This window comes from Luedemannella helvata (genome assembly GCF_039528415.1).
Taxonomy (GTDB): domain Bacteria; phylum Actinomycetota; class Actinomycetes; order Mycobacteriales; family Micromonosporaceae; genus Luedemannella; species Luedemannella helvata.
The window spans coordinates 42,560-66,126 of sequence record NZ_BAAALS010000015.1 but is presented as its reverse complement, the minus strand read 5'-3'; the positions used below and the strand labels follow the sequence as shown (position 1 = coordinate 66,126).

The window sequence follows — 23,567 nt, the reverse complement described above, 5'->3', positions numbered from 1 at the left end:
TATGTGTGCCCGGTCGTCCCGGACCTAAACCAGCACGTCACCTGGTCACCTGGCGATCGGGAACGGGCCGTCCGGGCCCGGCGGCGCGAGTTGATCTCTGCAACAAACCTGCAACTGCCGCGCATTGACTGGCACCGGCACGGGTGCGACGGTCGGCTAACGGGAATGCGCTTTCCGCGCGCCGGCCCGTCTCGTCCATATCGAACAGGAGCTACGCATGCGCGTACGGACAGTGGCTGTCCTCTCCACCTGCGCGGCGGCCGTGGCCGCGGTGGCCGCCGTCACCGTGCCGGCCATGGCCGCGACAGACTCCGCCCGCACCGCCGCGGCCCCCGACCCGGCCGCCCTCGCGCTGGGCCGGCAGGTGCTGGCCGCGAACGACGGCTGGGCCGCCAGCGGCTCGGGCACGACCGGCGGTTCGGCCGCCGACGACGCCCATGTGTTCACCGTGAGCACCCGGGCCGGGCTGATCGCCGCCCTCGGCGGCGACAACGCGGCCAACCTGCGCAACGCCACGCCGAAGATCATTTTCATCAAGGGCCGGATCGACGTCAACACGGACGACAACGGCAACCCGTTGACGTGCGAGGACTACTACGACCCGGCGTACACGCTGCAGGACTACCTGACGGCGTACGACCCGGCGACCTGGGGCATGGTCACCCCGACCGGCCCGCTGGAGGAGGCCCGGGTCCGCTCGGCCGCCAACCAGCGCGCCCGCGTAATGATCAACGTGGGGTCCAACACGACCATCATCGGCCTCAAGGGCGCGAAGATCCTCGGCGGCAACCTGCTGCTGGGCAGCTCCAGCGTCTCCGTGTCGAACATCATCGTCCGCAACGTGTACTTCGAGGACGCCCACGACTGCTTCCCGGCGTGGACGCCCACCGACGGCGCCACCGGCAACTGGAACTCGCTGTACGACAGCGTGACCCTGTCGCGGGCGACGAATGTCTGGCTCGACCACAACACGTTCACGGACGGCGCCAACCAGGACGCGACACAGCCGATCTACTTCGGCCGCCCGTACCAGGTGCACGACGGGGCCTCGGACATCATCCGCGGCTCGGACTTCGTCACGGTGTCGTACAACAACTACTTCGAGCACGACAAGACCATGCTGATCGGTTCGACGAACACCCCGGGCGACCCGGCGACCAACCCCGGCGCCGACCTGGGCCGGCTGCGCGTCACCCTGCACCACAACCGCTTCGCCAACCTCGGCCAACGGGTCCCCCGGGTGCGCTTCGGCCAGGTGGACGTCTACAACAACTACTACTACCAGACCGACGAGGACAGCTTCGTCTACGCGTTCGGCGTCGGCGCGCAGTCCGCCATCCACGCCGAGAACAACTTCGTCCTGCGCAGCGCCGACATCCCACTCGACGCCCTCGTCTACGACTGGGGCGGCACGAGGATGACCGAGAAGGGCACGCTCACCCGCGTGGGCACCGGCAAGATCAGCGCGGTGAACCTGCTCGACGCGTACAACGCCACGCACACCGTCCAGCTCGCCACGGACGCCGGCTGGACGCCGACCCTGCGGACCGGCCTCGACCCGACGGCCAGCGTGCCGGGGGTGGTCTCGGCGCAGGCCGGCGCCGGCAAGCTGCCCCTCTAGGCAGCGCGGTGAGGGCCGGTGTCCGCGTCGACGCCGGCCCTCACCCCTTATCGAGTACGCGCGACAGCGCCGTGAACCAGCGGGCCGCGATCTTCTCGTTGCCCGGCCACGCCGGGTGCACCCCGTCGACGGTGTCCCTGGCCGGGTCGAACCCCGTCCACTGGTCCACGACGAGCACCGGTGAGGCGGCCGTCGAGGCGGCCGCGGCCCAGCCGGGGATGGCGCGGTTGAGCTCGACCACCCGCCGCCCGCACGCCGGGCAGTCGGCCGGCGCCATCGGGATGAGCTGGGCCACCAGCACCACCATGCCGGGATCGCTGGCCCGCAGGAGGGCCACCAGCGCGGTGTACGACCGCAGTACCTGCGCGGTCGTCCGGCCCTGCCGGACGTCGTTCGTGCCCAGGTGCATGAGCACGACGTGCGGACGGGTGCGGGCGAGCCAGGCCGGCAGCTCGCGGCCGGTCGCCGCCTCGGCCGCCGTGAACCCGCCGTGGCCCTCGTTGTCGCCGTCGTGCGCCGGGTACCCCTGCGGATAGCCGGTCGGGCACACCTGCCCGCCGCGCGTACCCACGAAGTCGATGGCGACCTTCGCCGGCCCGCCGGCGGCCGTCGTCACGCCACCCACGAGCGGGGTGTCGCCGTCGGCGAAGCCGGCGCGGCGCAGCTTGTCCCACAGGTACGCCCGCCAGCAGCCCGGCGACCCGGTGATGGAGTCCCCCAGCGGCATGACCCGCACGGCCGGCGGTGCGCCCGCTGCCGGCACGCTCCCCGCCCACCGGGCGGCCGAGCCGCTGGCGCACCCCGTGGCCGTGACGCAGCCCAGGATCGCGAACACCGCCACCATCCGCCGCGTCACCGCCGACCGCCTCCCCCGACACCACCGGCGCGGGAGGGCGCCGGTCGCAGGCCTTCATCACAGTCCGGCGCCGGCTGGGCCGTCAACCGGGCCACCCGGAAGGGCGGTCAGCGCTGTCACCCGTGCGGTGGAGCGCTCAGCGCGGACGGGTGAGGGCGGCGCGCAGCGGGTGCGCGTACCGGCCGGGCGCCGGCTTGACGGGCATGGTGACCGTGCCGGCCAGCTCCTCCTCGCGGATCTGCATGAGCAGGATGCGCAGTGTGGGCCAGTAGTCCGGGAACCTGTCGATCAGCTCGCGCAGCACGGGGCTGTACCGCACCATGTTGCGCGGCCAGTTGTGCCACTGGGTGAACATGGGCACCTCGGGCATGATGTCGACCGCGCTCAGCTCGTACTCGAGAACGTCGCCGAAGACCTCGGCGAGCAGTAGGACCTCGGCACGGTTGGGGTCGTTCTCGCGGCACGGCCGGTTGTCGAAAAAGTAGGGCCGCAGTTCCGGCCGCCGCAGAATGAGATCGTAGGAGCCCTGGGTCAACTGGTTGAACCCCAGGACGACGGTCGCGATGCCGACCGAGTTGCTGATCCGTGTCTGCTTGGCCAGCTCGCGCGTCTGGCGCGCGGTGAATAGCACGCTGATGACCACGAGAATGAGCGTCACGCCTGCGAATGAGGCGTTGATGATATCCACCTCGGGTCACCGTCCTGCCGCCGTCCGCCGGAATTCAAGCATACGAATCACGGACAACAATTCACATCCCGTGAATCCGGGACGGACGGCGGCGGGAAAGCCCCTAAAATGCGTGACTGTGCGGCGCTACTTGGTGAGAATCGGCGCGATGATCGTGTCGCTCTTCCAGTACTGGCAATCCTCTGGCGGGGTCACGTTGACGATCTCGAAGTCGATGTTCCCGGGGGCGAATCCCGCCGCGACGAGGGCGTCGAAATGCTCGGCGCGGAATCCGCTGATCTCATCCGAGAAATAGGTGAAGCGACCACCCGGGCGCAGCTTCCGGTAGGCCGTCGCGGCGAAATGGGCCTGGTTCATGACCTCGGACTGGTCCAACGGGTACGCGTCGAACAGGATGCCGTCGAGCGACCCGTCCGGGACCTCGTCGATGACCTCTTCCCACAGCCCTTCGAGGACCTCGGTCGGGTGGGTGGCGATCCCGTCCCGGAACTGCCGGGCCCGCTCCGCGACGTCCGCGTTGGCCTCGATGATGATGTGCCGGGTGATACCCGGGCTCTGCGCGATGTAGCCGGCCGAGATGCCCAGGCCGAAGCCGACCTCGAGCACCTGTCCGCCGTTGCTCGCGGCCACGGCCGCCAGCGCCGCCATGTAGGGGTCCTCCCAGTCCTCCATCACGGGGTGGCCGAGGATCTTCAGCGAGTGGCCGTCATAGACGGCGGGTGCGGACTTCCACGCCTGCCTCGCGTGAAAGCCGATCTCGTCATAGACGGGAATGAGCTCGTCGCGCACCCGGCGCGTTTCCGCCTCGCTCATGCCTTCTAAGATCAGATCCCGGTTGACCTCGTTCTCGGCGACCAGGACCCGCGTTGCTTGATCTACATCTGCGGAGGTGTCATCATTGGTGACCATGCGCATCTCTGTTCTCGAAAAGTCTGATGTGGACGGTTGATCATTTTCGGACAACGAACGTCGTCCGTCAATGAGGCATTCGGCTATTGATCATCCGGCACATCGCGTATTACTGTCTGGTCCAGTATGGCAGGATGACGCGGATCGTCTAGCAATACGACCCAGTCCGCCTGGAGCGTCGGACTAACCTCGACGGCGTATCGCTCGAAAGCGGGAATCGCCCACGCCAGGTCGGCGGGCATGCGCCTGACCAGTGCGGCGCCCGACACAGCCAGATGCACGACGAGATCGAGCGCGAGTCCCGCGCCGAGCAACATCGCGCCGCTGAGGATCAGCACGCCGCCCGGCGGTAGCGCGACGCGGGGCGAGCGGCTCGCCCGGTCGGTGTCGGGTTCACGATGCACGACACGGACGAGGCCCGAGCCGCCCGCCGACAACGGCGCCAGGGCCTCCCGGTTGATCGCCGCGTAGTCGATCCAGTCGTCGTAGTACGCGTCCGGGTTCGTCCGGCCCCGCTCGAACCTCAGCGACGCCGGGCGCAGGTAGTCCGACGCCCGCAGGCGCAGCACGGGCCGCCCGAGCAGACGCACCCGCTCCGCCACGGCGCCGGCGAGGGCGTCCGGGCGGGCCGGCGGCGCGCCGTCGACGCCCACGCGCAGCCACGCGCCTGGCGCCTGCCCGGCGACCCGGTCGCCGAGCCGGGCCTCCAGAGCCTCGGGAGAGATCGGCCGCGCACGCACGGCTCCATTGTCACCCCGTCCCTGCCGTCGCCCGGCCCTGTCCTCACCCGGCCGGGCGTCGCGCGATCCGGTCGACGATCGTCACCACCTCGTCGGCGCAGCCCCAGGACACGCTGACGCCCCCGCCGCCGTGCCCGTAGTTGTGGATCAGCCATCGCTCGCCGAGGTCCTCGCACTCGAGCCGGATGGAGCTGCGGGTGGGACGCCAGCCGACACGCCGGTCGACCACCTTCGCGCCCACCAGCTTCGGCTCGACGGCCGCGCACCGGTCGATGATCGCCTGCGCGATGTCCTCATCGGACGGTCGGGGCTGCCCGGGGTCGCGCTCGGCTTCCCGCTCCGCCAGCCCGCCGAGCACCACCCGGTCGCCGTGCGGCAGCAGGTAGGTCATGTCGACCACGTCGTGCTCGACGGCGGCCGCGAAGAACTCCTCGATGCCCGGATTCTCCACGACGACGAGCATGCCGCGCACCGGCTCGATACCGGCGTCCGGCACCAGGTCCTTGGCAGCCGACCCGGTGCAGTTGACCGCGACCGTCCACGGTGGCGGGAAGTCACGCAGCGACGCGACCGCGCGCTGCTCCACCCGCCCACCGAGCTTGCGCAGCCGGTCGTCGAGGTAGCGCAGGTACACCGGCATGTCGAGCATCGGCGCGGTGTAGCGCCACCCGCAGACGTACTCCTCGGGCAGGTCCGCGGCCGGCACCATGGCGAAGTCGCTGAGCTGGTTGAGATACTCCGGCGGCTCCGTGGGCGTCTTGGCCGCCTCCACGCCGGTGACCTGACGGATGCCGGAGAGGAACTCCCCCGCCTCCGCGCGGATGCGGTCCAGCTCCGCCAGGGTCACGCCGCTCCAGCGCAACACCCGCTCGTCCTTGGTGAGCACCGGGCCCCACAGCGCACCGGCCGCGTACGACGAGGTCAGCATCGTCTCCGGGGCGTAGAGCGTCACGCGGTGCCCGCGCTCGGCCAGCCGGATGCCCGTGGTGAGCCCGCTGACCCCGGCGCCGTAGATGAGAACGTCGCGTGTTTGGGCAGTCACTGTTCGAGGTTAACGGTTCCTAGGATCCCATTCACGTGAATCCTTGAGTCCATCAATTTCATGGCGGTCCGGTTAGGACGGTTGTGCCGTCAACGCTGGGAAATGTCAGGCAGGTCCGCGGGCGACGCGTCGGGCAACCACGTGAGCACCTGCCCGGCAGCCGCGCGCAGGTCAGCCGACCCGGCGCGGGCGGCGCGGTTGGCGATGACCCGCCGGGCCACGTCGTCGCGGCCGAAGAGGCTGCCCAGCAACCGGACCGCCGCGACGCTCACGCGCCGGTCGGTGTGCTCCGTCAGGGTCACGAGCACGTCGCGCACCGCCGGGCCGGGCGCGGGCCGGTCGCACAGCGCCCGCATGGCCGCGAGCCGGACCTGGATATCCCTGTCGGACTCCGCGCGCTCGCGCAGCAGCCGCGCCACGTCGGCCTCGCCCCCGAAGTGGGTGCCCAGGCACCGCATGGCCAGCGCGCGCATCGGCCGTTCGCCGTCGGCGGCGCGCTCAACCAGCACGTCGCGCACGAGTGGGCCCGGGCCGAACCGGGTCACCAGGCCCTCGACCGCCTCGGCCACCACGTCCACGTCGAGGTCGGTGCGGGCCTGGGCGGCGAGCTGCGTACGGATGTCCTCACCGACCGGCAGCCGGGCCAGCGCCCGCACCGCGCACCGCCGCACGCCCGGGGGATCATCGCGCGTCAGCCGGGACTTCAGCGCCACGTGCGGCCGGCCGGGCAGCGCGAGGAGGGCCTCGGTCAGCTCCTCGAACACGGTCACGTCGCGCTCGACGCGGATACGTTCCCGCAGGAGCGTACGCACGGCGGGCACGTCGGCGGCCACGGTGCACAGGCTGCGCACCGCGATGAGCCGGATCTGCGCGTCCTGGTCGTTGCGGGCCCGGTCGAGCATCCGCTGGCGCACGGCCGCGTCCGCCTCGACCGCCGGCACCAGTGCCGTCAGCGCGATCGCGCGCACCTTCGCGTCACCGTCGTTGTCCACCACCCGCAACAGCAGGTCACGCCGGGCGTCGCCCGAGATGAGCGGCAGCAGCTCGGTGAGCACGACCTGCCGGGTCTCGGCGACCGCCTCGCGCTCGACCCGTACGGTCAGCAGCGCGGCCACGTCCGCCATGTCCGTGCCACGCTCCACCAGCAGTCGCACGGCCTCCGTGCGCACCCGGGGATCGTGGGCCGCCCGCACCCGCTCGATGAGCAGTGCGGTCGTGTCCGGCTCGGCGGGGAACGCCGTGACGTACGCGCGCAGCGCGGCCACCCGGGTGCCCGTGTCCGCGTCCTCGCCGAGCTGATGGCGCAGCACGTCACGCAGCAGGGCCGTCGGCCCGCCAACGTCCGCGAGCGCCTGCACGGCGGCGCGGCGCACCCCCGCGTCCCGGTCGACGCGGGCGCGCTCGGCGAGCGTGTCACAGACCGCCCCGGCCGGGTAGCGCTCGCCCAGCAGCCGCACCGCGGCGCGCCGCACCAGCTCGTCGGAGTCGGTGGTGGCCCGCGCGATCAGCGCCAGGCGAATGCGGTCGAGGCCGCCCTGGCGGTCGGCCATGCGCACGGCCTCCCGCACGACGCCGGCGTCCACGTCCGCCGACACCAGCCGTTCCACCAGCGCCCACTCGGGCTCGTGGCCCGCGTGGTCGAGCAGCTCGGTGGCCACCCGGCGCACGGCGGGCGCCGGATCCGTGCGGGCCCGGTCGATGATGAGTTCCAACCAGCGCGCGTCGGCGTGGAACCAGTCGGCCAGGCCGCGCAGCACGCTGGACCGGATGTCGGGGTTCGCGTCCTCGCGGGCCCGGATCAGCATCAGCTCGGCCACGCTGTCGCGGCCGGCGAGCGTGGTCACCATGGCCTCGGTGGCGGCGCGGCGGACCGGCGCCGGCCGGTCCTCGGCGACCCGGCGGGCCAGCAGGTCCTCGGCCTGGTTGACCTGCTGCATGGCGGCCGCGCTCGGCCGGGCGACCGTCTGCTGCGCCGACTGGTCCGGGCCGCCGGCCGGATCGCCGCCCCCGGCCACCGCTTCCCCGGCATCACGCAGGCCGACCCGCGCCAGCTCCTCGATGCCCGCCACGGAGGCGAGGGCCGCCGCGAGCGGCACCCGCGGTCGGCCGAGCTGGTCGAGCAGGCTGACCACCCCGTCGTACTCGTCCGCGAGCATCGCGGCCAGCCGGGCAGCGTGCGAGGACATGGGCGCCGAGACGATGGCGGAGCCGCGCCGGCGGTACCAGCGCAGGTATTCCTTGCGGCCGGGCCACTCGGCGCCGATGAGCGCGGCGGCGGGCAGCAGCTCGCCCTCCACCATGAGGTCGGTCGCCCGGTCGTCGATGGTGACGCCATGCTCCAGCAGCAGGATCACCTGCCGCAGCAGCGCCGTCGCGGGCTCGGCCACCGTGCTCAGGTCGGCCACCTCGGCCAGGCACTGCACCGCGAGCGCCAGGTGCGTGGGCGGCTCGTCGAACTCCGCCGGCGGCCAGGGGCGGTCGGCTCGGCTGGTCAGCACGGTCAGCAGCGGGCCGACATCGACGCCGGGGTGGGCGGCGATCAGCCGCAGGATCTCGTGCCAGGCGGCGTCGGCGCAGTGCGCGCGGTAGAGGTCGGCCAGGTCGGTCGCGGTGAACGTACCCTCGGCGTGCCGGTGCACGATCGCGTCCGCGACGAAGAATTCCAGAAACGTGCGGTGCACGAAGCCGACGTGCTCGTCACCGAAGCGGCTGAGGATGAAATGCCGTTCGCGGAACTCGTCCACCAGCCGGCTGGCCAGCAGCCGGGCGCGGTCGGGCTCCTGGATGAACTTGGGGCTGAGGTACTCCTCGAACGCGCCGCACAGGTCCTCCTGGCTGATCACGTTGTCGGCGACGGACAGCTGGCCGGTCACCGCGCGGAAGGCCAGGTTGCGCAGCAGCCGCAGGTGGTCGGTCGCGGTCAGGAACGCCAGCGGGTCGTCGTTGGCGCGCGGGATGCCGTCCCAGCGCTTCACGAGGACGGACACCGCGTGCTGGCACAGCTGCCAGCGGCCGCGGGGAGGTTGGCCGTCGCCGTCGAGCGCGAGGATCGTCAGCAGCAGCGGGTTGCCGGACAGCTCGCGCATCGTGGCCGAGCCGCTCAGCGCGGCGACCATCCGGTTCACCTGGCTCACCTCCGGCGCGCGGCGCCGTACCTCGGCCGTCCACCGGCGCAGGAAGTCCCCGATCTGGGCCCCGTCGAGGTCCTGGAGCGTGAAGTGGGCGAAGTCGCCCAACGATGTGGCCGCGTAGCCGACCCCCCGGCTCGTCACGATCACCCGCACCTGCGGGTACTCCGCGGCGAAGCCCGCGATCTGGCGGGCGACCCCGGCCCGCAGCAGGTCCTGGCGGGGCACCTCGTCGAGCCCGTCGAAGACGACCAGCGCCCGGTGCCCGGCGCGCAGGTACGGCTCGAGCACCTCGCGCGCGAGTCCCGGGCCGTTGCCGCCGGCCTCGACGTCGAGGTAGTCCAGGAAGCTCTGGCAGCGACCGGCCCGCATCATCGCCACGTACGAGCGAAGTTCCAGCAGCACCGGCAGGTGCTCCGCGAGTGCGCTCAGCCGCCGGTCGGTGGTGGTGCCCGCCAGCGCGCCCATGAGGTAGCGGGCGATTGTGGACTTGCCGCTGCCCGGGTCGCCGAGCAGCACCACCGTGCGCTGGCCCCGCTCGGTGAGCACATCGAAGAGCCGGCGCTCGGGGCCGGCGTGCAGCGCCTGCCACAGCCGTTGCACGTCGCCGACGTCGGCCGGCACCCAGGACGCGTCGCCGGCCTCGGGCAGGCGCCGGCGCCACTCCCGGGGGATCTCCACCCGGTGCTGGTTCTCCCGGACGGTCGGCTCGACGAACACGGCCGCCAGGTTGGCCTGGCGCACGTCCGGGTGGACCGCGGGGCGCAGCAGCTCGACGTCCACGCCGGCGCAGTGCGCCTTGAGCCGGGCCAGGTACCGGTCGAGGCTGTCCTGGCTGAGCGCCTCGCGGCCGGGCGCCGCCGTGCCGGTGTCGTTGTGCCAGTTGGTCAGGGCGACACTCACCTGGTGGGCCAGCGAGTCCGGGCCGGTGAAGAAGTCGCAGACGTGCGTCTCCTGCAGATGCTGGCGCAGGGCCAGCATCCGCTCGAGGTTCTCGCCCCGGTCGACCCAGCGGGGTGGCCACGGGGCGTCGTCGTCGAGCAGGAAGATCAGGCACGGCTTGCGCAGCCGCTGGGCCTCCCGGTACTCCATCTCGGTGATCGACATGGTCGCCCCGCGCGGCACGTATCCGTACCGGTAGGCGAAGATGCCGATGTAGAGGTCGCACGCCGCGACATCGCGCAGGCACCGATCAACCGGGCGGCGGTTGTCGGCCACGTAGGTCTCCATGGCGATGTCTTCGTAATGCAGCTGCCGGAGCACCATCTGCGCGGCCAGGCGGCAACTCTGCAGGTCAAGGTACGTCGCAGAGATGTAGACCTTCGTCAATATCTCTCCCCGTGCTTGGCCGACCTGCCACTCTGTCCATCATGGCCAGTGTCGGTCCACTAGTCGAGGCCCGGCAACACCGCGACGCCGTCGGTCGCACACCCGGTTCGGGGACTTGCTGGGCAGGTTGGCCGCTGGCATGGGGACGTGCCGCGACCCGACGGTCGCGCCGCGTCGGCCGGCTCCGCCAACGGGCCTCGGGGCCCAGCGCGTGAAACGATGAGACCGGGCGCGGCCTGCCCCGATGCCCGCATTTGGTGCCACGACAGAGGGGCGTCAGTATGGAGCACGGAGGTGCCATGCTCATCCTCGGCGAGGTCCACACCGGACTGCTCCAGAACTCAACCGCCGTCGCTCAGGACGACGCTGCGGCGATCCTGGACGTCGTCCTGGGTGAGCGCGTGCGCCGCTCCGAACGGCCGATCGCCTACGCCGTGTCGCCCGAACGCCTCACGGGCGTGGACTGCCGCCTGCCCACGGGCACGGGCAGCCGCACGCGCGCCGTGGGCACGGTGGCCAGCCGCGCCGCCATCACGGCCGGCCACGTGCTGCAGGGCTCGGCGTTCGCCGTCGTGGAGCCCGGCCGCGAGCCACGCCGGCGGGCCTGGTCGCACTACCTGGCCCGGCCCGGTCAGCTGGAGACCATCGGCAAGGTGGACCTGGCCGACCTGCGCAACGGGCAGGTCCGCGCCGCGGAGAGCGAGCGCAGCCTCGACCTCGGCGCGATCGCCGGCCGGGCGATGGACGGCGCGCAGCGCTCCGGGCTGCTCGACCGGCGCGCGCCGCTGCGTACCCAGCGCACCCGGCTGCGCTGGCTGGCCTGGCGCGTGGCCGCCGAGGCGCCGGTCAGCACGGCGTTCTCCGTCGAGTCGGACACGGTCCGCACCCTCGTGCTGGGCGTGCCGGACGTCCCGCTGGCGGCCGTCGTGGACCTCTGCGAGGACCTGGCCCTGCACGACTGGCTGCTCACCACGATGATCTCCTACGTGGACCGCCGGATCACCGCGACGGCCAGCCCGGCCGAGCGCGTCGCCCAGCTGCGGCCGGCCATCGACCACCTACTGCACCTCTGGATGCCGGCGGCCCGGGTCGCCGAGCCGCTGCTGCCGGTGTGGGAGTCGCTGGAGCGGCGGCCGGGCTTCACCCGCCAATGGGACACGTCCGTGAGCCGCATCCGCGACCAGGTCTCGCTCAGCGCCGTCCTGACCGACCGCGCCGGGCGGTGACGGCGGCTCAGCCGCCGGCGAAGTAGTAGCCGATGCGCTCCACCAGCTCCGCGGGCACCTTCATGCCCTCGGCCTGGCTGCGCTCCTGCACCTGCTCGAGCACCGCGGCCTCCACGGCCACATGGTTGAGGATGGTGCGCACCGCGTGCTCGACCGGCAGGTAGCGCGAGGCGAGCACGGACATCGTCCGGTAGGCCCCGAACGGCGCCGCGCGCGGGTTCAGCTGCAGTACGGGCGGCATCCGGTCCCAGTCGTCCGTCACCTCGGTCGCGAGCCAGACCGCCATCGGCACCGGCCGCACGAGGCCCTCGCCGCGGTGGCGCAGCAGGCCCAGCCGCAGCAGCTGCCACACGGCCGCCAGGAAGGGGCACGACCAGGTGCGCCGGCCGCCCTCCTCATCCCAGAGCTGGACGTCCATGAAGATGGAGTGCCGGTTGGCGGCCGTCTCCACGGGCGGCTTCCACTGCAACAGGCTGGCCATCGCGGGCGCGGAGCCCGAGGCGGGCGAGCGCTGGCCGTTGGACAGCCAGCCGCTCTCCGTGACCGGCGGGCGTACGCCCGTGGTCTCGGGGGTGGGCTCGACCACGAGGCGGTCGGCGACCAGGCGGGCGACGTCGACCCCGTCGAGCATCGCGCAGCCCGACTCCCGCGCGATGTAGTCAATGGTGATCTTGCTTTCGGCCGCGGCCCGCTCCAGGTTCCGCACGACCGTCAGCGGGCTGCTGAAGCGCGTGAAGTAGTCGTCGATGAGGAAGCACGTGCTCACCCGCGCCTTGCGCCCGGGCACCTGACCCGCGCCGGAGGCGGCCGCCACGCCCGCCCACGGCGCCACCCGCGCGAAGTGCCGGCGCAGCGCGTCGTAGCCCTCGTTGAAGTCCTCCATGTAGAGGTGACCCAGCTCGAGGGAGAGGTGCGACAACGGCACCGATTCCACCTTCCGCTCCGCCTGTTCCTCGCGGAAGGTGGGACCAATCGCGTCAACCACGGTCACAGCGTCTCCCAGGCCTCGTCTGTTACCAGACGCTTGCCCAACGATTCGAAAGCCTTAACGGTGGCTTCGTTCGCGATGCCGCGGTCCAGCACGTCGTTGTCGGAGATCAGCTGCTCACGCCACTGCAGCACGGGGTCGAGCGGGACGGAGCCGAGCAGCATCGTACGGCCGACGCGCTCCGTGGTCGCGAGCTCCCGCAGGCCCCGGTTGCTGGCCCGCAGCCAGGCGATCTGCGCCTCGCTCAGCCCGCCCAGCTCGTCACGCTCGGGGTCCACCACGGCGGTACGCACCGTCCGCAGGGCCGCCTTGAGCTCCACCGGGTCGTGGCCGCAGTCCCGGGCGGTCTCCAGGATCCCCTGGTGCCCATAGATCAGGTTGGCGGCCGCGAGCACGTGCTGGCGGGTCCACCGGTGATAGACGATCCACCGGAAGCGCCCGGCGAACTCCGGGCGCGCGGTGGCCGCCAGCACGATCCCTGTCGCGTACGACCGGCCGGCGCTGAGGTCCACCAGCGTCAGGTCGAACTCCTCCTCCAGGTCCCGGAACAGCCGCGCGCACCTGTCGACGATCTCGGCGGTGGCGGCGAACTCCGCGCCCCCCAGGTCGCCCGGGAGGAGCACGAGGCGGCCGGCGAGGGCGGGCCGGCGACGCAGCGAGTGGCGGTCGGACTCCTTCCACACCTCGATCTTGCGCGCCTCGGAACGGATGCCCTGCAGGTACGAGTGCAGGCCGTCGCTGTCCGGCGTACCACGCAGGGCGTTGTCGACGTCGAAGATCGATCCCGCGGTGGGCGAGCCGAAGTCGAAGTCGGCGTAGCAGACGTCACTGCCGTGCAGCGCCCGGCGGTACATGATGTTGGAACTCGTGACGGAACGACCGGTGCCACCCTTATCGGAGGTCGCGAAGACCAGCATGTCAGTTCCCTCCGGGCACTTCCCGCACCGCCGCGGCGAGGGTCTCCAGCTGGCGGAGCACCTCGTTGGCGAGGACGGCCGAGGTGCCCGGTCGGTCGTCGACGATCTGGCGGGCGCGGTCGAGCTTGATGCGCACCGCGCGCAGGCTGGACCGGCCGGACGACGGCGTGTTGAGCAGCACCCGGTCGAGGAGGTGCTCGGCCTCGTAGAGCAGGTCGTTGGCGACCTGGGTGAGTCGCTCACTGCGCAGGGGTACGCGGTCGAGCGTGCGGGCCACGAGGACCAGGCCGTGCACGACGCGCTCCGTGTAGTACCACGATGGGATCTCGTAGCGCAGCTCCATCGTGGGGAACGCCTGGGACGGCTGGTCCCACAGCCCGCGGCCGATGCCGAAGTCCAGCCGGCGCACCTCCAGGTGGTCCCAGACGTCATCGGCCAGTTCGAGCAGCCTGTTTCGGGCGACGGCCGTGTTGATCAGGCCGGCGATCGTCGCGGTGCGCTGCAGGAGCAGCGGCGCGAACTCGGTGGCCGACCAGGTCAGCTCCGGGCCGCCGTTGATGTCGCTGCCGTCCAGGCTGAACTCCTGGCCGGGCGCATGCAGCACGGCGGCCGGGTCGTGGCCGAGCGGCCGGCGGGTGATGCGGCCCCGGTTGGCCAGCTCGCTGAGCAGGTTGCCGACGCGGGCGAGCTCGACGTCCGAGCCGCGCTCGGTGACGAAGCCCTTCACCGCGAGCGAGGTGACCAGGAGGGTGAAGTAGTCGGACTCCTTGTCGTCCGTCGTGCGCCACGGGATGTCCTCCAGCGGCCACTGCTCGCCGAAGGACGCGACCGTCGCCCAGTACTGCCGGGTGAGGTCGTAACGCAGCTGAAGGGCGCGGGCGAGCCGCTGCTGCTCGTCGTTGAGCAGACCCAGAATGCGGGTGCGCTCCGACCACAGGTCCTCGATGGCGTCCATCGTCACGACCGTGAAGTAGAGATAGGGCGAGTCGAGAGCGAAGCCCTTCGGCTGTTCGCCGACCTGCTCGGTGGTGTCCACCTGCGGCGCGTTCTCCACCACACCCCAGGACCAGCCGCACTCGAAGAGCCGCGTGCTGCTGTCGAGCGCGTCGAGGTCGGGCAGCTGACCCGAGCCGATGGTCACCTCGCGGAACGCCGCCACCGTCTGGCGCAGGCGCTGGCGCAGTTGGGTGACGACGACGCGGCGCGGCTCGTTGGACTTGTTGATCGTCTCGACGAGGACCCTGCCCTCGGGGTCGTCCATGTCCAGGATGGAGATCGTGAAGCTGCGCAGCAGGCCCACCATGGCCGCGCTCAGCCGCTCGCTCGCCAGCTCGGCCAGCCGCCGGATCTCGTCGCGGAGCGCGTCGCGGGTGACCGCGTTCTGGAAGACCCTGGCGAAACCGATGGACGCCAGCGACAGGGTGATCGACATAGCGTACGAGTCCACGATGTCGAGGTCGAGCTGCTCCTGGGTGATGGCCTGGCGGCCCTCCCCGCTGCCGAAGTAGCTGCCGCCGGAGAACACCGGCCGGCCTCCGTCGCGGTAGGTGTTGAAGTAGTCCGTGAGGGCCGCGGCCAGCCGGCGCGGGATCTCGGACTGGTTGCCCAGCCGCTCGAGGGTCTCGAGGATCTCCTCGTTCGTGTCGTCCGGCTGGTCGATGCCGAAGATGTGGCCGAGCTGGGTGGCCGGCATCAACAGGCACAGCAGCTGCTCGGCATCCGCGATGGAGTTTCTGCCGTCCCGGCCGCCCCAGTGCCACACACCGTCACGCCATGACATGCGAACGGTGGCTTCCCAGACCTCCAGCAGCTGCTGGCGCGGCTCCATCTTCATCTGTAGACCGCCAAACTCACGCCGACTTCTACGACCGGATCTGGCCAACCGCGAGAACCATGCCGTCGTATCCGTCACGCAGCGGCATGTTGGTCGTGATCGGACAGACTCTCAGCTTAGCGGCATACGGCAACCATCCACGAGAGACGAACCGTCGAAGACTTCGCCGAATCGCGTTCGCATTCACCTTTACCGCGGGGAAGTGCTGGTCGCCCACCTCATAGCCGGCCGAGCCGGTCATAAAGGCGGCCGCGAATGGCGCGCCGGGGCGCAGTGACCGCGCGAATCGGCCCACCGCCGAATGGAACTCGACCGGATCGCCGGTGCACGACTCGGCCACGAAGAACATCGTGCCCATGTCATATTGCGCGACGGGCAGATCGAAGACGCTGGCGCGCTCGACCTGGGCCACCTGGCGCAGCCGCCGCCGGGGGTCGGCCACCTCCCGGTACCGCTCGCTGCGGGCAAGCTCAGCCCAGAACGGGTCCCAGTTGCGGCCGTACCCCTCCGTCTCCTTGTGCAGCCACTCGAGGTTGGCCAGCGACCACTCCCCCAGCACGACGGAGTCGCAGAACGGCAACATGGTCATGGCCGGGTAGAGGTTCGGGCCGGTGCCGATGTCGATCCCCGTGCGCATGCCGTCGGGCCCGCGCGGCGCGCAGTCCGCGGCGGCCGCGAAGAAGTCACGGACCAGCGAGATGATCTGCCGGTCGTCGTCGCGCAGCGCGTAGTAGTTGTCGTCGAGATACGAGTACGTGTTGAACTCGTCCCACCGGTAGTCCCCGTTGCAGCCCGGTCGGATCACAGAGCCCGATGGTACTAGATCTGTCGCGGAATGTCCGTTATGCAACACCGCTGTGACCGACCGGTTGACACCGGTTATCGGACCGACCGCCGACAGGTCGCTCATTCACCGCTCCAGGGTGACCAGCCGCGACAAGGCAAAACCCGCATTGTACGCGACATTCCAGAACCACAAACCAACATCGTAACGCCCATCGTGGCACAGGCCCCGAGGGTCGTCGATGAGACCTTGGTCGCGGAGGTCGATCACCGCCATTCTTGATCGTTATCCGTCGCCGATAAGTCCGCTGTGGACACTTGCGCCCTATAGATAAGTCAGTCACCGGACAGCACTACAGTGCCGTCATGGAAGATCCGAAAGTCCCGCCGCACATGTCGCCGGAGCAGTTCCGCCAGTACGGGCATGAGCTTGTCGATTGGGTGGCCGACTACTGGGCGACGCTGCCCGGGCGGCGCGTGCGCCCGGACGACGCGCCCGGGACGGTGGCGGGGAAGCTGCCCGCCACCGCGCCCGTGGCCGGCGACGGGCTCACCGGCCTCGTCGACGACCTGGACGCGATCATCGCCCCGGGCCTGACCCACTGGCAGCATCCGCGGTTCTTCGGCTACTTCCCCGCCAACACCTCCGGCCCCAGCGTGCTGGGCGACCTGGTGGCCGCCGGCCTCGGCACGCAGGGCATGCTCTGGGCCACCGGGCCGGCGTGCACCGAGGTCGAGACCGTGATGCTCGACTGGCTGGCCGACCTGCTCGACCTGCCCGGGAAGTTCCGCTCGCACGCCACCGGCGGCGGGGTCATCCAGGACTCCGCGTCCTCGGCCACGCTGGTGGCCACCCTCGCCGCGCTGCACCGCGCCAGCGGTGGCGACTGGCGCACGCACGGCACGCGGCGCCGCTACACCGTGTACACCTCGACGGAGGGCCACTCGTCCATCGAGAAGGCCGTCCGGCTGGCCGGCATCGGTGACGCCGGGCTGCGGCTGATCGAGGTCGACGACCACACCCTCGCCATGAACCCGGACCGGCTGCGCGAGCGGATCGCGGCCGACCTCGCCGACGGCGCCGTCCCCGCGCTCGTGGTGGCCACGGTCGGGACCACCTCCACCACCGCGGTCGACCCGCTGCCCGCGATCGGCGAGATCACCCGCGAGTACGGGCTGTGGCTGCACGTGGACGCCGCCTACGCGGGGGCGGCCGCGGTCTGCCCGGAACTGCGCCACGGGCACGCCGGCCTGGAGCACGCGGACTCGTACTGCTTCGACCCGCACAAATGGCTGCTCACCGGGTTCGACTGCGACGCCTTCTGGGTGGCCGACCGCGCCGAGCTCATCCAGGCACTGTCGGTCCTGCCCGAGTACCTGCGCAACGCGGCCACCGACAGCGACGCCGTCATCGACTACCGGGACTGGCAGGTCCCGCTCGGGCGGCGCTTCCGGGCGCTGAAGCTGTGGTTCGTGCTGCGCTGGTACGGCCGCGACGGGCTGCGCGCCCACATCCGCTCGCACGTGGCCCTGGCGCGCGACTTCGCCGACCTGGTGCGGGCCGACCCGCGCTTCGAGATCGTCGCTCCCAGCCCGTACGCCCTGGTGGTTTTCCGGCTGCGCGGCGGCGCGGCCGACGACGGCGACGCACGCAACGCGGCGCTGCTCGACCGGCTCAACGCGGCTGGCGAGGTGTTTTTGAGCCACACGCGGGTGCGCGGGCGGTACGCGCTGCGGGTCGCGGTCGGCTCCCCGCAGACGACCGCGGTCGATGTTGCGGCCGCCTGGGACGCGATCCGCGCGGCCGCCGACGGGGTTTGTGCCTGATCTTCGGGGTAGCGTCGCCGAAACGTCGGCCGGGCGCGGGCCGATCGGAGGTATCGCCGCAGGTCCGCCCGGGCTCCGCGATGCTGACCCCGTCTCGGGGTCAGCATCGCGTGATCTGCGTCCGCCCTGCTGAAGAGCCCGGTACAGGGGGGCCGGGCGAATCATGGGATGCCGGTCCCGATTGACGGGACGCGAAAGAGCGCTTACGGTTGACCCACTAACCCGATTAATCTGATCGGAAATACAGGGAGACGACGATGAACCTTCGGACGGTGTGCGCGCCCCAGGCCGCGCTGCCCGGCCGGACCTGTCGTCGCACCAAGGGCTGTACCTCGCGGGTCGACGGTCGGATCCGCTAGCCCGTCGACCCGCGCACCGGCACGACACAGCAACCGCTGATCCCCGGTCGGCCGCCCTCGCACCGCCGCGAAGCGCACCGGCGCACATCCCTCGACTTGACGACATCTCGGCGTGCGCCCCCCGCACGCCTCAGGGAGGACAGATCCCATCATGAAGATCCGTACCAGAGCCATCGTCGCGCTCACGGTCGCCGCCGGCCTGGCGCTGTCGGCCTGCGGCGGTAACGGCGACGAGACCACCTCGGGCTCGGACGTCACCCTCAACATCGTCGGCTTCGCCGTCCCCGAGGCCGCGAACAAGGCCATCGCGGCGGAGTGGAACAAGACCCCCGCCGGCAAGGACGTCAAGTTCAAGACCTCCTACGGCGCCTCCGGCGACCAGAGCCGCGCGGTCGTGAACGGCCTCAAGGCCGACTACGTGCACTTCTCCGTCAGCAGCGACGTCACCCGGCTCGTCGACGCCGGCCTGATCGACGCCGGCTGGAACGCCGGCCCGACCAAGGGGATCGTGTCCTCCTCGGTCGTGGTGTTCGCCGTCCGCAAGGGCAACCCCAAGGGCATCAAGAGCTGGGACGACCTGATCAAGCCCGGCATCGGCATCGTCACCCCGAACCCGGCCTCGTCGGGCGCGGCACGCTGGAACGCGCTCGCCGCCTGGGGTCACATCAGCGCCAACGGCGGCACGGACGCCCAGGCCTCGGACTTCCTCACCAAGCTGTTCGCGAACGTCGTGTCGCTGCCGGGCAGCGGCCGGGAGGCGACCACGAGCTTCCTCGGCGGCACGGGTGACGTCCTGCTCGCGTACGAGAACGAGGCCATCCTGGCGGTGCAGAACGGCCAGGAGCTGGAGTGGGTCTACCCGGACACCACGCTGCTCATCGAGAACCCGGGCGCCATCCTCAAGGACGCCAACCCGAAGGCCAAGGAGTGGCTGGACTTCGTGCTCAGCAAGGACGGCCAGCGACAGTTCGCGCTCAAGGGCTTCCGGCCCGTCATCGACGGGGTCGACACGACCGGCATCCCCGGCGTGCCGGACGCCGCGAACCCGTTCCCCAAGCCCGCCAAGCTGCTCACGGTGAACACCGACTTCGAGAGCTGGTCGGCCCTGTCGAAGAAGTACTTCGACGAGAAGGACGGCATCATCGTCAAGATCATCGCCGCCTCCGGGAAGGCCAACTAGCGTCGTGTCCGCAACGACAGTCGCCACGGACCGGCCGGCGGGCGACCGCCGGCCGGCCCGGGCGGGCCTCCCCCTCACCCGGGCCTCGGGCCTGGGTCTCGGCATCGCCATGCTGTGGTTCAGCCTGCTGGTGCTCATTCCGCTCGCCGCCGTGGTCGTCACGTCGGCGGGCGGCGGCTGGTCCAACTTCTGGCATACGGTCACCAACGAGCAGACGGCCGCGGCTATCAAGCTGACGGTCGGTTTCGCGTTTCTGGTGACGCTCGTCAACGTGGTCATGGGCACGCTGATCGCGTGGGTGCTCGTGCGGGACCGCTTCTTCGGCAAGCGGGCGCTCGAGGTGCTCATCGACATCCCGTTCGCCCTGCCGACCATCATCGCCGGCCTCGTACTGCTCTCGCTGTACGGCCCGAAGAGCCCACTGGGCATCAACGTGGCCAACACCCGGGCGTCCGTGTTCCTCGCGTTCCTCTTCGTCACGCTGCCGTTCGTGGTGCGCACCGTGCAGCCGGTGCTCGCCGAACTGGACAAGGAGGCCGAGGAGGCCGCGGCGTCGCTCGGTGCGAGCCGGCTCACCATCTTCCGGCGCATCATCCTGCCGAGCCTCACCCCGGCCATCGCCGCCGGCGCCGCGCTGTCGTTCGCCCGCGCGGTCGGCGAGTACGGCTCGCTGGTGCTGCTGTCGGGCAACCTGCCCATGCGCACGGAGGTGACCTCGGTGCGCATCCTGTCCAGCATCGAGAACGACAACCTCGACAGCGCGGCCGCCGTGGCGACCGTGCTGCTGGCCATCTCGCTCACGGTCATCGTGACGCTCGACCTGCTGCAGCGGAGGATGGTGCGCCGTGGTTAGGAACCCCACGAAGTACGTGCTGCGGCTGGTCATCGTGGCGTACCTGGTGCTGCTCGTCGCCTGGCCCGTGACGCTCGTCGTCAAGAACGCGTTCGCCGACGGGCTGGACAGCCTGCGCCACATCTTCGACGACCCCGACCTCACGCACGCGCTGGGCCTGACCGTCCAGGTGGCGCTGATCTCCGTCGTCATCAACACGGTGTTCGGCGTGGGCATCTCGCTGCTGCTGGTGCGCTACCGGTTCCCGGGCAAGCGGCTGCTGAGCGCGCTGCTGGACATGCCCCTGTCCGTGTCCCCCATCGTCGTGGGCTTCTCCCTCGTACTCGTCTACGGCGGGCGCACCGGCTGGTTCGGTCCGACGCTGGAGAACGCCGGCCTGCAGATCATCTTCGCCACGCCGGGCATCGTCATGGCGACCGTCTTCGTCGCGCTGCCGCTCGTCATCCGCGAGGTCGTACCCGTCCTCGAGGAGATCGGCGACGAGCAGGAGCAGGCCGCCCGCAGCCTGGGCGCCAACGCGCTGCAGACGTTCCGGCGCATCACGCTGCCCGCGATCAAGTGGGGCGTCGTCTACGGTGTCGTGCTGAGCCTCGCCCGCTCACTCGGCGAGTTCGGCGCCGTGAAGGTCGTCTCCGGCAACGTGCTCGGCGAGACCCGCACCGCCACCCTGGCTGTCGAGGAGCTCTACCAGAACTTCAACACCGACAGCGCCTACGCCATCGCGTTCCTGCTCACCCTGGTGGCCGTGGCCAGCGTCATCGTCGTGTCCGTCATTCGCCCGAAGGAAGACCGTTGAGCATCGAGATAGCGAACGTCACGAAGCGCTTCGGCAGCTTCGTCGCGCTGGACGACGTATCCCTGTCGATCCCCTCCGGCCGGCTCACGGCGCTGCTCGGCCCGTCCGGTGGCGGCAAGTCCACCCTGCTGCGCATCATCGCGGGCCTGGAGAGCGCCGACAGCGGCAAGGTGGAGATCGAGGGCGTCGACGCCACCCACCTGTCACCGCAGAAGCGCAACGTCGGCTTCGTCTTCCAGCACTACGCCGCGTTCAAGCACATGAGCGTGCGGCGCAACGTGGCGTTCGGCCTGGAGATCCGCAAGCGACCCAAGGACGAGGTCCGCGACCGGGTGAACGAGCTGCTGGCCCTGGTGCACCTGGAGCAGTTCGCCGACCGGCTGCCCGCGCAGCTGTCCGGCGGCCAGCGCCAGCGCATGGCCCTGGCCCGCGCGCTCGCGGTGGAGCCCACCGTGCTGCTGCTCGACGAACCGTTCGGCGCGCTCGACGCGAAGGTGCGCAAGGAGCTGCGCGACTGGCTGCGCCGGCTGCACGACGAGGTGCACGTCACGACCATCTTCGTCACCCACGACCAGGAGGAGGCCCTGGAGGTCGCCGACGAGATCGTGGTGATCAACGACGGCCACATCGAGCAGATCGGCACCCCGGACCAGCTCTACGACGAGCCGGCCAACAACTTCGTCATGCGCTTCCTCGGCCCGGTCACCCAGGTCGGCGACCGGCTGGTCCGCCCGCACGATCTGGAGCTGCACACCGGCGACCCGGCGCCCGACGCGGTGACCGGCCGGATCACGCGGATCACCCGCGTCGGGTTCGAGATCCGGGTCGAGGTCACCACGGACGACCAGGTGATCCTCGTTTCGCTGACGCGGGCCCAGTTCGTCCCCCTCGGCGTCGGGATGGGCGACACCGTGCACGTCCGGATCCCGGCGGGCATCAGCACAGCGACCGCCGGCCGCCTCGCGACCGCCGCGTGACCGACCGCCGGCCCCGCCGCTACACCCAGGCGGCGGGGTCGGCGACCAGGTCGCGTACCCGCTCGGGCAGCTCGCCCGAGACGACGTCGGCGACCGTGACGAGTTCCAGGATCTGGCGCTCGCTGGCGCGCAGCGCGATCCAGACGTCCTGCAGCGCCCTGGCCGCGCCGTTGTAGCCCAGCTCCTCGGGGCGCTGCCCGCGCACGTTCGCGAGGGGGCCGTCGATGATCCGGATGATGTCCGCCAGCGAGATCTCGTTCGCCGCCCGGGCCAGCCAGTAGCCGCCCTCCGGGCCGCGCTGGGCGTTGACCACGCCGCCCCGGCGCAGCTGCAACAGGATGCTCTCCAGGAACTTGGGCGGGATGCTCTGCGCCGTGGCCAGCCGCTCCGACGTCACCGGCCCGGCGCCGTCCCCGGCGGACGCGAGCTCACAGACGGCACGGAGGGCGTAGTCGACCCGGGCTGACAAGCGCATACGGAAGATTATCGCCGGCCGGCCTGAGCCCGGCTCACGCGGTCCACCCGTTCATGCCGGTCGTGGCCCCGACAGCCGGCCGGGCCAGCGGCAGCGCGGCCCGCCCGCACGGCCGCCGCGGTGACCGCGCCATCCCTTGTGGACGATCCGCCGACAGTTCCGGGGCCCGCCGGCCCCGATCAGCCCGCGGCGTCGATCAGGGCGGCCAGCGCCCGGACCACCGCGTCGGCGCCACCCGTCAGCGGCCCGCCGGGCTCCGTCAGGTAGGTGTCTCGGCGGATCTCCACCATGACCGCCGCCACCCGGCCGTCGCGGCCGTAATGCTCCAGCGGCACATAGCAGCCCGCGAACGGCGTGTTCCAGCCGACGCCGAGGTCCGCGAACGCGTCGCGCGCCGCGTCGGCCAGCCAGCCCGGCGTGTGTGCCGCGTCGGTGCCCAGGCAGATCGGCGGGCGCGGGCCCTGCCCGTGCAACTCGTACGGCAGCCGCGCCGCCGGGTACGAGTGGACATCGATGATCACCGCGCGGCCGCAGGCGGCGAGCCGGTCGTTGACCAGATCGGTCATACCCTGCGCGTACGGCCTGAAGTGCGCGGCGAGCAGCCGCTCGGCCACCTCGGCGTCCTCGGCACGCAGCACCGCGCCGCCTGACGTCCGCGTGTAGACGGCGCCCATACCGACCGCCGTCATCTCCTCCGCGGCCGGGTCGGGGAACCGCTCCGGATCGACCACCAGCCGCGAGGCGAGATTGACCAGACGCCACGGCGCCGTGGCGGCGGCCCGCGCGGCGCGCTCGGCGATCAGGTCGGTATGCGCGTCCGTCATCTGGTCCAGCTCGGCCGCCAGCGCGCCGTCATCCAGCACGATGCTCGCGCGGGCGGCGGGCGTGACCCGACGGGACGCGTGCGGCACGTGGAGGATCACGGGTGACGTCGGATGCCCCGGGTGCACCCGGAAGACCAGCTCCGACACGCGCCATCCCTTCGAAGGCCTGATGCCCGGCCCGGCTGCCGTGACCGGGACCGCTCCTCCCGCTGATC

At 71.2% G+C, this 23,567-nt stretch carries 20 protein-coding genes; 7 read left to right on the top strand and 13 right to left on the bottom strand.

Annotated features, from left to right (window positions below):
• The first annotated feature begins 217 nt into the window (after positions 1 to 217).
• A complete protein-coding gene (locus ABD191_RS16435; RefSeq protein ID WP_344082478.1) occupies positions 218 to 1,621 on the top strand; it encodes a pectate lyase family protein in 1,404 nt (467 codons plus the stop codon).
• Positions 1,622 to 1,661: 40 nt separating this feature from the next.
• Here the strand turns inward: ABD191_RS16435 and ABD191_RS16430 are convergent, their stop codons facing one another.
• The 6 genes from ABD191_RS16430 to ABD191_RS16405 all read right to left on the bottom strand — a co-directional run bounded on the left by ABD191_RS16430 (position 1,662) and on the right by ABD191_RS16405 (position 10,313).
• Positions 1,662 to 2,477, bottom strand: a complete 816-nt coding sequence (locus ABD191_RS16430; protein ID WP_344082476.1) for an SGNH/GDSL hydrolase family protein — start codon at positions 2,475 to 2,477, stop codon at positions 1,662 to 1,664.
• A gap of 136 nt (positions 2,478 to 2,613) precedes the next feature.
• Positions 2,614 to 3,135 carry a hypothetical protein gene (locus tag ABD191_RS16425; RefSeq protein ID WP_344082474.1) on the bottom strand — a complete coding sequence of 174 codons (522 nt, stop codon included), beginning with the start codon at positions 3,133 to 3,135 and terminating at the stop codon, positions 2,614 to 2,616.
• A 156-nt stretch (positions 3,136 to 3,291) separates the two neighbouring features.
• Positions 3,292 to 4,080, bottom strand: a complete 789-nt coding sequence (locus ABD191_RS16420) for a class I SAM-dependent methyltransferase (RefSeq protein ID WP_344082472.1) — start codon at positions 4,078 to 4,080, stop codon at positions 3,292 to 3,294.
• 77 nt (positions 4,081 to 4,157) lie between these two features.
• Positions 4,158 to 4,814: a nucleoside/nucleotide kinase family protein gene (locus tag ABD191_RS16415; protein WP_344082470.1), complete on the bottom strand. Its 657-nt coding sequence runs from the start codon at positions 4,812 to 4,814 to the stop codon at positions 4,158 to 4,160.
• A 43-nt stretch (positions 4,815 to 4,857) separates the two neighbouring features.
• Positions 4,858 to 5,856 carry an NAD(P)/FAD-dependent oxidoreductase gene (locus tag ABD191_RS16410; RefSeq protein ID WP_344082468.1) on the bottom strand — a complete coding sequence of 333 codons (999 nt, stop codon included), beginning with the start codon at positions 5,854 to 5,856 and terminating at the stop codon, positions 4,858 to 4,860.
• Positions 5,857 to 5,945: 89 nt separating this feature from the next.
• Positions 5,946 to 10,313: a HEAT repeat domain-containing protein gene (locus ABD191_RS16405; RefSeq protein WP_344082466.1), complete on the bottom strand. Its 4,368-nt coding sequence runs from the start codon at positions 10,311 to 10,313 to the stop codon at positions 5,946 to 5,948.
• A 299-nt stretch (positions 10,314 to 10,612) separates the two neighbouring features.
• Between ABD191_RS16405 and ABD191_RS16400 the strand changes: the two genes are divergently transcribed.
• Positions 10,613 to 11,539: an SCO2521 family protein gene (locus ABD191_RS16400; RefSeq protein ID WP_344082464.1), complete on the top strand. Its 927-nt coding sequence runs from the start codon at positions 10,613 to 10,615 to the stop codon at positions 11,537 to 11,539.
• A 7-nt stretch (positions 11,540 to 11,546) separates the two neighbouring features.
• On the opposite strand, the gene ABD191_RS16395 is transcribed toward ABD191_RS16400, so the two are convergent.
• The 5 genes from ABD191_RS16395 to ABD191_RS16375 form a co-directional block, all read right to left on the bottom strand.
• Positions 11,547 to 12,524 carry an SCO2522 family protein gene (locus ABD191_RS16395; protein ID WP_344082462.1) on the bottom strand — a complete coding sequence of 326 codons (978 nt, stop codon included), beginning with the start codon at positions 12,522 to 12,524 and terminating at the stop codon, positions 11,547 to 11,549.
• A gap of 2 nt (positions 12,525 to 12,526) precedes the next feature.
• Entirely contained in the window at positions 12,527 to 13,444 is a 918-nt protein-coding gene (locus tag ABD191_RS16390; protein ID WP_344082460.1) for an SCO2523 family variant P-loop protein, read from the bottom strand.
• A gap of 1 nt (position 13,445) precedes the next feature.
• Entirely contained in the window at positions 13,446 to 15,278 is a 1,833-nt protein-coding gene (locus ABD191_RS16385) for an SCO2524 family protein (RefSeq protein ID WP_344082458.1), read from the bottom strand.
• Positions 15,279 to 15,306: 28 nt separating this feature from the next.
• Positions 15,307 to 16,083: an SCO2525 family SAM-dependent methyltransferase gene (locus ABD191_RS16380; RefSeq protein WP_344082456.1), complete on the bottom strand. Its 777-nt coding sequence runs from the start codon at positions 16,081 to 16,083 to the stop codon at positions 15,307 to 15,309.
• Between the two features lie 105 nt (positions 16,084 to 16,188).
• Complete coding sequence (locus tag ABD191_RS16375; RefSeq protein ID WP_344082454.1) at positions 16,189 to 16,338, bottom strand: hypothetical protein; 150 nt, start codon at positions 16,336 to 16,338, stop codon at positions 16,189 to 16,191.
• Positions 16,339 to 16,427: 89 nt separating this feature from the next.
• On the opposite strand from ABD191_RS16375, the gene ABD191_RS16370 reads away from it, so the two are divergent.
• From ABD191_RS16370 to ABD191_RS16350, 5 genes are all read left to right on the top strand, one after another.
• Positions 16,428 to 17,888, top strand: coding sequence for a pyridoxal-dependent decarboxylase (locus ABD191_RS16370; protein ID WP_344082452.1), 1,461 nt, complete (start codon positions 16,428 to 16,430; stop codon positions 17,886 to 17,888).
• Positions 17,889 to 18,398: 510 nt separating this feature from the next.
• Positions 18,399 to 19,427 carry a sulfate ABC transporter substrate-binding protein gene (locus tag ABD191_RS16365; protein WP_344082450.1) on the top strand — a complete coding sequence of 343 codons (1,029 nt, stop codon included), beginning with the start codon at positions 18,399 to 18,401 and terminating at the stop codon, positions 19,425 to 19,427.
• Positions 19,428 to 19,431: 4 nt separating this feature from the next.
• Entirely contained in the window at positions 19,432 to 20,280 is an 849-nt protein-coding gene (gene cysT, locus ABD191_RS16360; protein ID WP_344082448.1) for a sulfate ABC transporter permease subunit CysT, read from the top strand.
• Positions 20,273 to 21,076, top strand: coding sequence for a sulfate ABC transporter permease (locus ABD191_RS16355; RefSeq protein WP_344082447.1), 804 nt, complete (start codon positions 20,273 to 20,275; stop codon positions 21,074 to 21,076). The genes cysT and ABD191_RS16355 overlap by 8 nt, the downstream gene beginning before the upstream one ends.
• A complete protein-coding gene (locus tag ABD191_RS16350) occupies positions 21,073 to 22,053 on the top strand; it encodes a sulfate/molybdate ABC transporter ATP-binding protein (RefSeq protein ID WP_344082445.1) in 981 nt (326 codons plus the stop codon). The genes ABD191_RS16355 and ABD191_RS16350 overlap by 4 nt, the downstream gene beginning before the upstream one ends.
• A gap of 19 nt (positions 22,054 to 22,072) precedes the next feature.
• Here the strand turns inward: ABD191_RS16350 and ABD191_RS16345 are convergent, their stop codons facing one another.
• Positions 22,073 to 22,528 carry an RrF2 family transcriptional regulator gene (locus tag ABD191_RS16345; protein ID WP_344082444.1) on the bottom strand — a complete coding sequence of 152 codons (456 nt, stop codon included), beginning with the start codon at positions 22,526 to 22,528 and terminating at the stop codon, positions 22,073 to 22,075.
• A gap of 179 nt (positions 22,529 to 22,707) precedes the next feature.
• Positions 22,708 to 23,499 carry an N-formylglutamate amidohydrolase gene (locus ABD191_RS16340; protein WP_344082442.1) on the bottom strand — a complete coding sequence of 264 codons (792 nt, stop codon included), beginning with the start codon at positions 23,497 to 23,499 and terminating at the stop codon, positions 22,708 to 22,710.
• Between the last annotated feature and the right edge of the window lie 68 nt (positions 23,500 to 23,567).